Raw genomic sequence first — 13551 nt, 5'->3', positions numbered from 1 at the left:
GCCAGCGCCAGCGCTTACGTCATTCGACTCCATCCTCGGTCAAGTCGTCCCTCTCGACTTCGTTGAGCTCGCGCAGAGATACTCGGAAACGTTCACGGTCTACCTCAATCACCTCGACGTAGACTTCCGAATCGACTTTCACATCACCGTTGTCCAACTTGCGGCGCATATCGTCCGTCATCTGCTTGGCATTGAGCATTGCAGTCTTCGTTGTATTGGGCAATTCAATCAGCGTGAATCCTTTCTCTGCAACAACCTTTCTCACCTTACCCTTGACGCGCTCACCCTTTGAATAGGGCCCCAAGTCTATGAGGTTTAGCTTAATTAGCCGGCGAGCCGTATCTATCTCATAGATCTCAACCTCCACCTCATCGCCTGGACGAATGCGCTCTGTGGAGGCGAGTGTTCCTATAGAAATAAGTCCATTGACGCCATGATCGACGGAGACGAAGATGCCAGCTGGCTTCACGGAGCGGACTTGTCCAGTGAACCGCTGATGTTTGGGGTGGCTTGCCGCGAGTAGGGGCCATGGGTCGGTCTGCCCCGCAAGAAGCGTGTACCTTGCACCACCATCGAGATCGAGAACGAAAGCGCCGTCCTTAATGACGTGGCCTTCCTCGAATCTTTTCGTCATGTCGAAAATGATCCTCGTGTAGTCGACCTCGTCATTTCCGAGAACTCCACGCCGCCCAGAGCCGTCGTTTGCGAGGACAATCGCAAACTCCTTGTGCACTGCGACTATGGTGACAGGCACATGATCCACAGCGGGATTGGTGACGGTGCTGAAGGGAACTAGCGCCATTTCCGGGGGGATGTGCTCGCTGCGAATTTCAGCCAACTGATTCGCAAGCTCGGTCTCCATATTCTGCACGTCGGCAAAATTGGATGTGTAAGTGATGACCTTGTAGAGCCCCCTTACGTCACTCGGGACATCGTTGAAGTCCTGCGCCAAGGTGATTATTCGCTTGTTTATGAGTAAGGCCATGCCAAATTCAAGAGCGACGTTTGGCGCCCGAGAGCTAAAGTCAACGAGAACGATTTCGGCTCTCTGTAGGCCTCGCCAGACGACGTCCATCACCATGTTCGGCCCGTAGATATCATCAGCCCGCTCGGGGATCAGTTGACAATCTTCAATCGCGCGCCTTAGGGACTGGCTGTAGAATTGATCGAAATCAAATTGGGAGCCATCTGCGAGGCTCTTCTTGCCGTACGGCATCGCGACGAATACGTGACCTGCCTCGGGTCCCAAGTCGCGTAAGAGAGTGAAAGGCATGTCGACTCCTTCCTGGTCCGCACTGGTGGCGGATTCGGACGTGGTGCCGTTTCTTCCAGGTTCACTCGTTTAGCGTCAGGACGCCACTCTGCCCACGCCCCGGTCGGAGCTGACCGCCGAAGACCGGAGCGCCTGATCCCGCGACGCGGTCGGGCGCCCTGGTTTGACGGACTCGGTCAGCGTCCCGGGTTATCGAGGGTTAACCACCTGATCCCGCAGGTCAGAACCGCTCTTCTGGCACGTGAGGCTGTGCCTGACGTTGAGCATTGGCCTCTGGCCAATCCGGGTGTGCCCGCCCGCTTCGCTGCCTCTGGCCGAACGGCAGCATGAGTGCCTTGGCCCCGGAGCATTTGGAGCCGGCCGTGCCGGTCGTTCGCATAGGAGTCCACGAAGCGGTTCGGTCGAACCGCTTCGTGGACTCCTGTGCGAGACGCTTCCGTCGAATCGTTTCCTGCGGATCGGTGCCCAACATGCCTTGCAACCCACATATACCGTTCAGGCATGTCGAGACCGGGCACCGTGCCTCACATGCCAGAAGACCACCAGCCCACCCTGGATAACTGATGCCGTCGATGAGCTCGGGATGGGCTTGCAGGAGCGGGTCTACGGGGTCGTGTGCCCTCGACGGCGGGAGCGGGCGGCCCGCTGCATTTCGGCCTCGGCCAGGTGTTGGCGGCCGGCGGCGAGGTCTTGTCGGACCTGCTTCTCGACGGCGGTGAACGCCTCGTAGTAGGTGCGGTCGTATAGGCGTTCTGCGCCGGACCTGGGACAGAGGTGACACAGCACGGCGGGCTGTGTCACCTCTGTCATCTGCGTCATCGGCCCCTGGTTTCCCCTGGTGAAGGGATCTCCTTTGTCCGGCCGGTGTCGCCGGTGTTCGGGCGGGCGGCCCGGCCGGCCTCGGTGGCGGCCTCCATCGTGGCGGCGAGGGCGGGCAGCTCGCGCTCCAGCTCGCCCAGCACCGCGCCGGGCATCGCCGCGGCCACCGTGCACACCGCCACCAGGGCGACCCGCTCACCGGCGCCAAGCTCCGGCAGCGCCTGGGCGCACGGGCTGCCGGTGACCACGTTCGCCGCCAGGTCGTAGGCCAGCTCCTCGGCCAGCTGGCCGTCGCCGCCCGGGACGACCTCCCGCCCGCTCGCCAGCTCGACGGCGGCCGCCGCGCGGTACAGCACCACCCGGTGGGCGTTGTCCGGCTGCCGCTCGGCGAGCTCCCGCACCCAGCCGGCCGCCCGCCGACCCGCCTGCGCCGCGTCGGCCAGCAGCTCGTTGACCGCCTGCCGCTCCCGGTCCGGTTGCTCCTGGTCCTCGTCCCCGGCGCCGTGCTCGCGCACCGGCTAGGCGTCCACGTTCGTCATGGCCGGTGAACCTCACCACCGCCATCAAGGTCACGCACCCCAGTGATTACTGGCCGTCGACACCGGCGGATCGTCTGGTTCGGTCACCGGGGGCGGTCGTGACTGCCACACTGTTGATCATGACCGTCGACCGGCGCCCGCTGTGGCAGCCCTTCTCCGAGCCCTCCGCCGACCAGCCCGAGAGCGGTCGTGAGCGGCTGCTGCCGGTGGAGCGCTCGCTGTTCCAGGAGCCGCCGGCTCCGGAACCCGACCTTTCCCGGCAGCCCGCCGCCGGTGCGCGCAGGCCGCTCGGCCCCGGCGGAATCTCCTTCACCGCGGCCGGTTAGTTCGGCGCGGTTCGGCGCTTCTGGTCCTCCTGCGCCCACCGCGGGTCGCCCGGCAACGTCCTCGGCCCGGGGCAGGTCGGCCGGGCGCGTAGGCCGGGATGCGGAGTGCGTACGCAGTCGCCCGGTCCAGGCGGGTGACTGCGCGGCTGTGCGCAGTGCCTCGGGAGGGGTCACTGCGCAAGCGGCCGGTGCGCTGCGCAAGGGGGTCGGGAGGCGGCCTTGCGCATGCGCAAGGGGGTGCGGTGCGGCGGTGTCCGGGGTGCCGGTTACCCTCCCGATCATGGAACAGAGTTTCGACGCGCGGGGAAACGCGGCTACCGATGGAATCGACGCGCGAGGAAACCCCGCCGTCGACGGAATCGACGCGCGGGGAATCGAGCCGCAGGCGCCGGTGCCGGCCTGCCCGGAGTGCGGGACCGCGCTGCGGGCCGCCGGTCCCGGCCGCCGGCCGGTCTACTGCGGCCGGGCCTGCTCCTCCCGGGCGTACCGAAAGCGCCGCACCGAGGACCAGCAGGACGCCATCGCCGACGCCCTCATTGCCTCGCGCGTCGAAATCCCGGCCGGAGTCGACGGCGGCGCCCAGGAACTGCTGGAGCTCGCCGCCGGGGTGCAGCGCATCGCGGCCCGCTTCCTGGAGCAGCTGGACCAGGCCCGCCAAGGTGGGGCGGACCCGGGCGGCAGCCGGGCGCTGGAGCTGCTGGAAAGCAGTGTCACCGGCGCGACGCAGCGTCTGCTGCGCAAGGCGCACGTGCTGCGCTACGAGATGACCGCCGCCCGGGGCCGGGCCGAGCGCGCCGCCGCTGCACCCGCTGAGACCGAGCCCACTGCACTGCCTGCCGCGCCAGCCGCCGCAGTCGCCTCGGCTCCGGCCGCCGCACTCTTTGCGCCGCCGCCCGCCGGTTCGGTCGAATCCTCGCGCGTCGAATCCACCGGCCCCGCCGCTGGCGTTGTCCCTGACCGTGACCACGTCGTTCCGACGCGCGTCGAATCCCCCGAGGCTGCCTACCCGCGTGTCCCGGCCGCCGGCGAGGTCGTCCCCGAGGCTGTCCCGGCCCGGGACCAGGTTGTTCCCGAGCGTGCCGCCACCGCGCCCGCCGCCCGGGTCGCCGTTTCCTCGCGTGTCGAATCCGCCGGCCCCGCTCCCGGCTCTGCAACCGCGCTGCACCCCGACGTGCTGCGCAGCGCCCCGTCCGGCGTCCCCGAGCAACCGGCGGCTCCCGCCGCCGAGGCCACGGCCGAGGGTGTCGCCGAGGCTGTCGACGAACTCGGCCGGCTGCGCCTGGCGCTCGCCGGCGAGCGCACGTCCCGCTCGCCGCTCGCCCGGGGCCTGGGCGCACCGACCGGTACCTGGAGCGCGGAGAACGCCACCCTGCTGGTGGAGGGCTGGGAAGCGGACCCGGGGGTGTTCGCCGTCCGAGACCTCGGCCGTCGCCTGGTGGGCTGGGTGGAGGAGGTCCGCGAGGGCCGCCAGGGCCGCAACGGCTGGGGGACGTTCATCGACGGGCGCCTCGTCATCGACGCCGACGACGGCCAGCCCGTGCTCGCCGCCGAGCCGCAGTACGCGCTCTCGCTCCTGCACGTGGCGCTGAGCCGGCGGCTCGTCTGAGCCAGGACGGTCCGGCGCCACCATCAGAGGCGTCGACGAGTCCGGCCCCGGGCGCGTGGCGCTCCGGGGCCGGCTGGTGCTGTGGGGCCGCAGGGCCTAGTGGGGGCGGGACTACTGGCCGAATTCGTCGAAGGCGGCGGTGAGGTCGTCGGCCACGGCTTGGGCGTCGCGGCCTTCGATGCGGTGGCGGGGGAGGAAGTGGACGAGTTCGCCGTCCTTGAAGAGGGCGATGGAGGGCTGGGAGGGCGGGATGTCGGCGAGGTGTGAGCGCATCCGGGCGGTGGCTTCGAGGTCCTGCTCGGCGAAGACGGTGAGCAGCCGGTTGGGGCGCTTGGATCCGTTGTCTAGGGCCATGCGGACCCCGGGGCGGGCCATGCCGGCCGCGCAGCCGTCCACGAAGTTGAAGACGACCAGGGTCATGCCGCTCTTGGCCTCCTCCATCGCCCGGTCGACGTCCTCGGCGCTCAGCAGTTCGGTGAAGCCGATCGCGGTCAGCTCGTCCTTCATCGGCTTGACCAGCAGCGGTGAGTACGGCATCGACAATCCTTACGTAGAGATACAGGACTGAACTCACGGTAGCTGAATCCCTGCCAGGCGGCCGGGCCTGCGCCGGGCTCACCGGCCCCGGGCGTGACGCGACGGCGACGGGCGCAGCGGGGCGGGGGCGTGACGGGGTCGCGCAACAGGTTGGCCGTCACGAAATCACGATCAAGGCGTCACGATGTCCGCTGCCGCCCGTAGCCTGATCTTGTGATTCCTGACCAGGTGGGCCCGGTGGACGTCCCGCACTGCCTGGCGTGCGGGAAGCCACTCGCCGCAGGCGAGCGCAGGCGCGGCCGCCAGCCGCAGTACTGCGACACGAACTGCCGCTCGGCGGCGTACAGGCGCCGACGGAAGTCAGCGGCGCCGACGCCCGCACCGGCCCCTGTCGTCACCGCACCGCTCCCGGCACCTGGCTCCGGCTCGGTCACCGGCTTGAGTGCGGCGCCGACGACCGCGGCCAGCCCCGCCCCGGCCCTGCTGCCGGTGCTGCCCTGGACCGCCCCGACCGGCACCGTGGCCGAGCAACTGGTGAGCCTGGCCGAGGACGTCGACAACGCCGTCCACGACTACCTCCACACGCTGGAGGCCGACACCGCGGCCGAGGCCGACCAGGCGCTCGCGCTGCTCCACCAGGTGCTGCCCGACGTCCTCGCCCGGATCCTCCAGCAGGCCGAGCTCCACCACCGTCACCGCGGCGCCGTCGCCGCCGGCCCCGAAGCCGAGACCGCCGCCACCCTCGCCGCCGACCCGGCCGCCGACGCTGTTCCCGGGCCGGGTATTCGTGACGCAGACCGTGACGCGCCGCCCCCGGCACACCTTGATGCCGCAGGTCAAAGCATTGGTGGCCGCTCCCCGGAGCAGTCGGCGGAAGAGCGCTGGCGTGAACTCGTGGGCCGCCGGCGCGAGGCCGAGGTGCCCGCCCGGCCGGCCGAGCGGTACGGGCCGTGGGAGTGGGTGCGCCCGCTCGCGGACGGCTGGGCCCGCACCATGTGGCGCGACCTCGACGCCGTCGGGCCCCAGGCCCGCAAGGTCCACGTCCTGCTCCACCACGGCCGACCGGTCGGCTGGGTCGAGGCCGGCATCCACGACGTCCCCCAGTGGGCGGCGATCCTCCACGGCGGCCCCGGCCGGCCGGACCACTTCGTCCGCGAGCCGCGCCACCACCAGGTCGCCCTCCACCCCACCGCCCTGACCGCGATCGCCGCCCTCCAGGCCGCCCACCGCGACAGCGGCCCGAAGGCCCTGCCCGCCGGCGCCTGGCAGCACCCAAACCCGCGCTGATGTGCCTGGACTCGATAGTTGGCCAAACGGAACAGTCTTGTTGGCCAGCTGTTGGTGCAGATGAAGACGTCTCGGTGGTGCAGTGGGTCAGGAGAGCGGTGGCCAGGGGCCGGTGAGCAGTCGCGTGGCCTCGGCGATGATCCTCGCGGTGATGGTCTCCAACGAGTCGGCGAAGGCGGGGATCCAGTTCTCGTACTCGGCGCCGTCGCTGGCGATCGAGTGCAGCGCTTCGGGATAGCCGAGCGGTGCCCATGCCTCGTGGCCCAGGAGGTCAGCGCCGGTGGCCGGGTGGATGCTGTCGTTCACGATCAGGGTGAGCCACCAGTGAGCGAGCTCCCAGCGGATCTCGGACTCCTCCACAGGGAGGCCGGCCAGCAGACCGAGTTCGTCCATGACCTGGTCGAAGAGTCCCGCTGCCTGCGGTTCCTCGGAGCGTCCGAGCCCGGCGAGCAGCCGCAGTGAGGGCGTGTCGACGTCCAGAACGAGGGCGACCAGACCGGCCTGGATGAGCCGGTCGGCACTGACGTGTCGTCCCAGGGAGCGTTCGAGGGCCAGCATCCGCAGGTCGGTGAGCGCCTCCTCTGTGGTGCGGGCGTAGGGGTCGTACGGCGTCGTGTAGGTGGCCGGTCTGGGGATGCCGTTGTTCTCCCCGAGGACGTACGACCAGAACGGGACGGTGGCCCGGGCGTCGTCGAGCTGGGCCGGCAGGCCGGCGAACTCGTGACGGATGTAGTCGGTGAGGTCGGCCCCGTAGTAGATGATGTCGGTCTGGTAGACCGACAGGACGGGGTGTCCGAACTGCCCGGGGGCTCCCGGTAGGTAGCGGTGGCCGAAGACCGGGACGAGCTGGGGGACGTCGGCCAGGAAGGTCTCCGCGATCTGGACGGCGGCCTCCGGCTGCTCCGGTCGCTCGCCCCACGCCGGGTGCCAGAAGCTGTTGTGGCGAACGTCGAAGAGCGTGCCCTCGACCGGCCAGCCGAGGCTGTCGCGCAGTGCGCCGGGGCCCTCACCGTCGCGCCAGTTGGGCCAGCCCTTGCCAAGAGGGAGGCCGGCTGCCAGGAAGACCCGGTGGTCGGCCGCGAACCGGAAGCCGAACCGTGCCTCCACCGCGTCCAATTCCTGCTCGCTCAGGCCGGGCGCGAGGTCGGCGCCGTGCAGGCGGTGAAGAGCCTGGGCGGCTTCGGGGGTGAGAGGACGGGGCGGCTGAAGAGTCACCGCCGCAGCCTAATCGGCCCGCTCGTCGGCCGATCGCCGCGTGCCTGGCCAACCAAGGTGTCCCGTCTGGCCAACAAGGCCGTCCCGTTGGCCAACTATCGAGTCCAGGCACAGCTGACCACCCGCCAGGCCGCTGCTCAGCTGGTTGGCCGGAGGTTGCCTCGGAGGTTGCATCGAGATAGCCCCTCGGGCACCTTGATGCCGCAGATCAGAGCAGGGGACAACCGCTCTCCGTGGCTACGTTGATCTCTACGAACAGCGTTTCTTGATGGGTTCCGGAGTCAGTCGGTGATCATCCGGTGCGGGAATGTCGAGCAGAAATGACGGCGTTGCCGTGGGGCGGCGAGAAAAAGGGAAGGCGGAAGCCAACTGGTCGTTGGCAGGATGTCCGCGCTCAACATCCGATGGGAAAGGACCCGACAACCGTGGCTCGTGCCATCACTTTGATCCGCTCCGCCTCCCTGTCCGACGTCGCCGAGTACGCCTACGCGGCCACTGCGCCCGCCGAGTCACGCCTGATCTTCCTCGCTGGGGCGTGTCCGCTGAACGATGACGGCTCCACAGCAGCGATCGGGGATTATGCAGGCCAGGCAGCGAAAGCCATGGAGAACATGCAGGCCGCTCTCTCTGCCTCAGGTGCGTCACTGCAGGACGTCATCAGTACCCGGGTCCTCGTCGCATCGGCCCGGCGGGAGGACCTGGTGGCTGCCTGGCAGGTAGTCCGGGACTTGTTCGCTGACCATGACGTCCCCAGCACCTTGATGGGCGTCACCGTGCTCGGCTACAAGGACCAACTCGTCGAGATCGAGGGCGTCGCCGCCGTGCTCGATTCTTGAGACCTTTTCCAAGGACACCGCGAACGCGGGACGGCCAGCCGTCCGCCAGGACGGCTGGCCGCCGAGGAACGTAGGCTGCGGTCAGCCGGCCTTGGCGGGCTGCTCAGCTCGTGCTCGTGGCGAGGCGGTAGGAGTCTGTGCCGGTCTCGATGATGGTGCCGTTTGCAGTACTCAGGGTGTCCTTTGTACGCCCTGGCGTTGGAGGTGTGGCGGCTGCGCGCGGGCGGCCGGCGGGCGGGCTGATGCCGACCACCGCCGACGGGAGTCCCATTCGGAGTCCTCTTTGAGATCCCCTTTCGGGTCCCGTTTCAGGTCCCCTTCCCCGCGAGCAGATCGGCGCCGACGTGCCAGGTCACAGGCGCGGACAAGGGGCCTCGGGAACGCCGACAACTTCCCTGAGCGACCCCGAGCGCCAGCGAAGCCGTACCTCGGGAGCCCGTACGCCCGCGTGATGGTTCCGAGCGGGGCGCCGGCCGCCACCGCGGCGGACCCGACTCGTTGAACGGGGCGTGAGCACCCCTCCGGCCGCCGCGGTCTCGGTCCCGGCCCTGGCCGCGCCCTCGGCCCCCAGGGCCGCCAGCAGCCGCCCTGGGGCCGCCCCGCGTCGGTACGCGATCCGCCAACAGACCGTCCCCCGGCGAGGACCCGCTCCTCCTGGAGGCCGCCTAAGGCCTGGCCGCCGTCATCCCCCAGCACCTCGCCGCCGCCCGCACCCCACCGCCGGCCACCCGGCTGCGCCCCGCCCCGGCGCCCAAACCGGTTCCGGACCCGACGGTGGCAGGCACCGGCCGGCTGCTCGCCTGACGCCCCACCAGGCCGCGCAGCCGAGCGGAAACGGTGTCCGCCGGCCCCGGCACGGGTACGCTGGCCGGGAGCCCGGCAGCGGTGATTTCGCCCCGCTAGAGCCCTTCGGAGGGCCCAGGATTCCCCCCTCCTGTTCCCCGACCTGTTCCCCCTCCAGCTCCCCGACCACCGGTCAACACCGAAGCAGGGGAGTTTCCGCAGGTCAGGCGCCGAATCCAAGGTCTGCCGAAACCCCGGCAACCCCTCTGTGCCCTTGTCTGTTGGTAGTTGTGGTTGGCGGTTCTGGGGCGTGCGGGGTTTGCGCGCTCCAGGGCCGCTGATTGGCCCTTCTCCTTCTGGCCTGTCGGCCTGCCCGCTCGGTGATCGGGCTGGGTGATGGGGCGGGGATGGCGGCGGGCGCCGGGCCGGGCTGTCGGTGGCATGAGGTATCGAAGGAGAGACGGAAGATCACCGACACGGGGAGCAGCAGCGATGAGCCAGGACCAGGAGCCCGCCGAACAGCCGGCGGCGAAGAAGCGCACGAACTTCGTCCGCGCCAAGGCCTACCCCAACGGATCCACCGGCCCGCTGCGCCACAGCGTGCTCCAGGTGCTGGGCGTGCTGAAGGTCGCCACGGTCAAGCAGGTCTGGCGGCTGGCCCAGCCCGACCACGAGAAGCCGAACACGGTCGCCTCGGGGCTGCGAGATCTCGCGAAGAACAAGTTGACCGAGCAGCGCGGCACCACCTCCGGCATCCCGAAGCAGCCGGAGCCGGCCGACAGCGGCGACGAGGCGGCTGGGCCCGCTCCGGTGCGCCCGCCGAAGCGCCGGCCCGTCCGGCCGCCGGGGGCCGGGGCGGTGATCTGGGGGCTGACCGACCTCGGCCTGGATGCGGCCAAGTCCACGCTGCCCTCGGAGCGGAAGATCGGCGGGCGGGCCCGCTCGGTCGGCCGCGCCACCGGGGCCCCGCACGCCATGGCGGTCAACGACACCATCGTGGCGTTCACCAGCCCGGCCACCCCCGGCGAGCCGATCGGCACGATCGCTGACTGGATCACCGAGGCACCGCACCCGTTGCCGGGCGAGCGCAACCAGTTTGCCGACGCCGTCCTCACCGCGCCCGCCGACGGCGTGCCCGTGCTCCTGGTCGAAGTCGACCTCCACAACGAGACACCCGAGTTCATCGCCGCGAAGTTCGAGCGGTACGCCGAGTACTTCGCCCTGACCTACAACGACCCGAAGCACGACGGGCACCACAGCGAAGCGAAGAAGCTGAAGACCTGGCGGCGCAAGTACCCGATGATGGCCGGCTCCGACAGCCTGCCGCCCATCGCCCTGGTCCTCGGCGGCGCCGGCCCCCGAGGACTCAACAACCTCCTCAACAAGGTCAAGGACCTCACCGTCCAACACTGGGCACCGCCGCGCCTCGCCCCGCTCGACTTCAGCAAGCGGATCCCGATCCTGGCCTGCCACCTCGACCAGCTGAAGGAACACGGGCCGCACGCCGCGATCTGGTGGCGCTTCGGCGCCAACGAGTGGCAGACCCTCGACGACGCCCTCGCCCACACCGAGTACCGCGCCCGCGTCCAGGCCCGCCTCGACGCCGAGGACCAGGCCGCCCACGAAGCCCTGGAGAAGCGGCTGGAGGCCACCCGCTGCCCCGGCTGCAACCGCCGCCAGGACGAGATCAAGCACGGCAGGCCCAGCGACGGCACCGAGCTCTGCGGAGACTGCCGGAACAAGGCATGGAAGGCCGAGCGGGAGGAGAAGCAGCAGGCCGTCCGCGACGCCCACGCCAAGCGCTGGCCCTGCTGGACCTGCAAGGGCCCTCTGGGCGGCGCGTTCGGCTCCGGCCAGGAACTGACCAAGGAAGCCCCCGCCGACGCTCTGGAGTGCCCCTCCTGCCAGAGTCACCGCCTCAACAACGGACTGGGCAGGCTCCTCCTGCCCAAGCCCACCCGCGCCGAAGAGCGCCAAGCCCGCAAGGGGCAGTTGAACGATCCCTGGTGGGAAATGCGCCAACTCCACGCCAGGCAATGGCCCGTCCGCAGCTCGAATTAGCCCAGAAATCACCCGCTGACGGGTACCGCGACCCTCACGTCATGGTACCCGCCGCCCATTCCTGGATGCCATTCCCCAGAGGCGAAGTCGAAAGCCGATCGACAGTAGAGCGCTACTCGTTCACAAGGGCCCGCCCGGAACGCCACCGAAGACTAAATGCGCTTTCCCCGGGCCCGCGAGTCACGCGATACCACCCCAAGCAAACCCGCCTGCGGGGAAGTGATATCCGCAACTCAGACCCGATTAGCACTGCAGCCGCAGTTGATGTGACTGGCTCGAAAGTCGTCCGTTGAGCAGCCATGGGTGGGGATGTCACGGTTGACGAGGTGGAGGGCTGGGCTGCGGGCCTGGATGGTCTGCACGCTCGGATCAGCGCCGGGCCTGTCGGGAGAGACCCTAGTGCGGCGCGAGGACCACGAGAGCGACGGCCGTGACGACGACAGTGATGGCGGGTACGACGACGAGGCCGAGCACGGTGGGAGTCAGCCGGTCCCGGAACTGCTTTGGGGGCTGGACCCGTGCGGCGTGGTCCGTGCTCAGCTCCCACCAGTTGACGACCCGCTGGAACTGCTCGTCGAAGTCGGGGGTGGGATGCATGGCACTGCGGTAGAGCCCGGGCAACGAACGACGCCGCCCGCCCTCCAGGAACATCCGGACCGCGTGCGACGACGAGCCTTGGCCCTTGGTCTCGCGCACGTCGATCCACCGGATCTCGCGCCACGGGTAGGTGCGGCCATGCCCAAGGCCCCAACAGATGGTTATTCCGTCGGCCCCGACCCGGCTCCAGCTCCGGTACGACAGGAAGAGAAGCGGGGCGAGGAGGGTGATGGTCCCGCCCGCCAGCCAGGAGAAGCCCACCGCGCCGAGCCGGACGAACGCGGCGAGCCCCTCGGCTACCAGGACGACAACGGCCAGCACCACGTACGACTTCACCGGACGATTCCGGTCCTTCACTCGGAAATTCAGTTCGATCACAGCCGGCACACTACGCCTGCGGCCGCGGCCGCGAAGCGGCCGGGTCTGGAGCATCACTGACAGCCGGTCAGGGCTGGACGGTGGGTGTCGGCGCAGGCCGGAGCCCGGGTCTGCGTCCCGCCCTACGGCGCGGCGGGGCGGGGTGGGGGCCGGACGGCCGCCCCTCCCCGAAAAGCCGTGCACCCACCTCTCGGCGCGCTGGCTGTCGTACGGTGTCCTGGGTACTTGAGAGGGAGGAATCGATGAGCGTTCAGCCGATCCATGGTCCGGAGCTGATCCCGCGGCCCGCCCGAACGCCCCTGGCCTTGTACGAGGCTGTGGCGGCCCTCCTCCCGCACCGACTGACCGAGATGACCGCAGACCAGGCACTCGCCATGACGGAGGCGGTGGAGCGCCAGAGCCTCAAGCCCCTGCTGCGCTTCACCACGAAGTGGGCGGTGGACATTGAGATCGCGCGCCACCCGGAGACACTCGCCGAGCTGCACCGCGCCGAGTACCTCGCCAACCACGCTCAGACGCCGGAGGAGCGCAGGCAGCAGGCCGCCCTCGCCGGAGCCATTGTCAACGCCGCCGCCGAAGCGGTGCGCGGATGACCTGGGTATGGGAGTACAACCCGGACGAGGAAGGCGTCGTAGCCGGCGCACCGCTCGCCTTCGTCGCCCAGGTCGAGAAGAAGGCCGACGAGATCGTCCGCGCCGCCGCAGCGCTTTACCTGGACGGCACCACCTATCAGGGGCCCGGCGAGAGAATGAAAACCGCTGACGTCGAAGACGGCATTTTCTGGTACATGATTGTCCTGCGCGACGAACGCGTCTACATCCTCCGCGCCCAGTCCCTTTAGGTCCAGCGGCGGGAAGTCCTTACAGGCGAAGTCTGAAACAATCGGATCGCACTTTCGGTAGAATCAGACTATGGGGTGGCTGGTGTTTGAGAAAAGGGGGCGCAGGCCGGGCCCACACCCCATCTTCGGCGGGATCACCTGGCAAGCCAAGACTGATACATCTGACTGCCAGTCAGACCAGTCTCGAGCAGGAGCCCGGTTTGCGTCCAACTTCGAGAACGCACCCGGCGCGCCCCACAGTCGGGCGCGCCGACCCGCACGCGCCCCCGGCGCGCCCACCCCGCCTTCGAGAACGCACCCGGCGCGCCCCACAGTCGGGCGCGCCGACCCGCACGCGCCCCCGGCGCGCCCACCCCGCCTTCGAGAACGCACCCGGCGCGCCCCACAGTCGGGCGCGCCGACCCGCACGCGCCCCCGGCGCGCCCACCCCGCCTTCGAGAACGCACCCGGCGC

The 13551-nt window shown here is 69.5% G+C and carries 13 protein-coding genes; 7 read left to right on the top strand and 6 right to left on the bottom strand.

Annotated elements, in window-relative coordinates:
- Positions 1-19: 19 nt before the first annotated feature.
- The 3 genes from ACIBH3_RS28350 to ACIBH3_RS28340 all read right to left on the bottom strand — a co-directional run bounded on the left by ACIBH3_RS28350 (position 20) and on the right by ACIBH3_RS28340 (position 2607).
- Complete coding sequence (locus tag ACIBH3_RS28350) at positions 20-1273, bottom strand: S1 RNA-binding domain-containing protein (RefSeq protein WP_396314933.1); 1254 nt, start codon at positions 1271-1273, stop codon at positions 20-22.
- A gap of 603 nt (positions 1274-1876) precedes the next feature.
- Positions 1877-2083, bottom strand: coding sequence for a hypothetical protein (locus ACIBH3_RS28345; protein WP_396314932.1), 207 nt, complete (start codon positions 2081-2083; stop codon positions 1877-1879).
- A 5-nt stretch (positions 2084-2088) separates the two neighbouring features.
- The gene (locus ACIBH3_RS28340; RefSeq protein WP_396314931.1) at positions 2089-2607 is read right to left on the bottom strand and encodes a hypothetical protein; all 519 of its coding nucleotides are present in this window, start codon (positions 2605-2607) and stop codon (positions 2089-2091) included.
- A gap of 143 nt (positions 2608-2750) precedes the next feature.
- Between ACIBH3_RS28340 and ACIBH3_RS28335 the strand changes: the two genes are divergently transcribed.
- Entirely contained in the window at positions 2751-2957 is a 207-nt protein-coding gene (locus ACIBH3_RS28335) for a hypothetical protein (RefSeq protein WP_396314930.1), read from the top strand.
- Positions 2958-3237: 280 nt separating this feature from the next.
- Positions 3238-4563, top strand: a complete 1326-nt coding sequence (locus ACIBH3_RS28330; RefSeq protein ID WP_396314929.1) for a hypothetical protein — start codon at positions 3238-3240, stop codon at positions 4561-4563.
- 111 nt (positions 4564-4674) lie between these two features.
- Here ACIBH3_RS28330 and ACIBH3_RS28325 read toward each other — a convergent pair whose 3' ends face one another.
- Entirely contained in the window at positions 4675-5100 is a 426-nt protein-coding gene (locus tag ACIBH3_RS28325) for a BrxA/BrxB family bacilliredoxin (RefSeq protein WP_396314928.1), read from the bottom strand.
- 438 nt (positions 5101-5538) lie between these two features.
- Between ACIBH3_RS28325 and ACIBH3_RS28320 the strand changes: the two genes are divergently transcribed.
- Positions 5539-6387 (top strand): hypothetical protein, encoded by an 849-nt coding sequence (locus ACIBH3_RS28320; RefSeq protein ID WP_396314927.1) that lies wholly within the window; start codon positions 5539-5541, stop codon positions 6385-6387.
- Positions 6388-6474: 87 nt separating this feature from the next.
- Here ACIBH3_RS28320 and ACIBH3_RS28315 read toward each other — a convergent pair whose 3' ends face one another.
- Positions 6475-7602: a hypothetical protein gene (locus tag ACIBH3_RS28315; RefSeq protein ID WP_396314926.1), complete on the bottom strand. Its 1128-nt coding sequence runs from the start codon at positions 7600-7602 to the stop codon at positions 6475-6477.
- A 425-nt stretch (positions 7603-8027) separates the two neighbouring features.
- Here ACIBH3_RS28315 and ACIBH3_RS28310 point away from each other — a divergent pair, with 425 nt between their 5' ends.
- On the top strand, positions 8028-8438 hold the full coding sequence (locus ACIBH3_RS28310) for a RidA family protein (RefSeq protein WP_108154447.1): 411 nt from the start codon (positions 8028-8030) through the stop codon (positions 8436-8438).
- 1275 nt (positions 8439-9713) lie between these two features.
- On the top strand, positions 9714-11282 hold the full coding sequence (locus tag ACIBH3_RS28305; RefSeq protein ID WP_396314925.1) for a replication-relaxation family protein: 1569 nt from the start codon (positions 9714-9716) through the stop codon (positions 11280-11282).
- Between the two features lie 396 nt (positions 11283-11678).
- On the opposite strand, the gene ACIBH3_RS28300 is transcribed toward ACIBH3_RS28305, so the two are convergent.
- Positions 11679-12257: a hypothetical protein gene (locus ACIBH3_RS28300; protein ID WP_396314924.1), complete on the bottom strand. Its 579-nt coding sequence runs from the start codon at positions 12255-12257 to the stop codon at positions 11679-11681.
- A 242-nt stretch (positions 12258-12499) separates the two neighbouring features.
- Here ACIBH3_RS28300 and ACIBH3_RS28295 point away from each other — a divergent pair, with 242 nt between their 5' ends.
- Entirely contained in the window at positions 12500-12850 is a 351-nt protein-coding gene (locus ACIBH3_RS28295; RefSeq protein ID WP_396314923.1) for a hypothetical protein, read from the top strand.
- On the top strand, positions 12847-13098 hold the full coding sequence (locus ACIBH3_RS28290) for a hypothetical protein (RefSeq protein ID WP_396314922.1): 252 nt from the start codon (positions 12847-12849) through the stop codon (positions 13096-13098). Before ACIBH3_RS28295 ends, ACIBH3_RS28290 begins: the two co-directional genes overlap by 4 nt.
- Positions 13099-13551: the final 453 nt, after the last annotated feature.

It is taken from the genome of Kitasatospora sp. NPDC050543, from assembly GCF_044457565.1.
Taxonomy (GTDB): Bacteria; Actinomycetota; Actinomycetes; order Streptomycetales; family Streptomycetaceae; genus Kitasatospora.
Note: the sequence above shows the minus strand (reverse complement) of the source record. Positions and strands in the feature narration are given on the sequence as shown.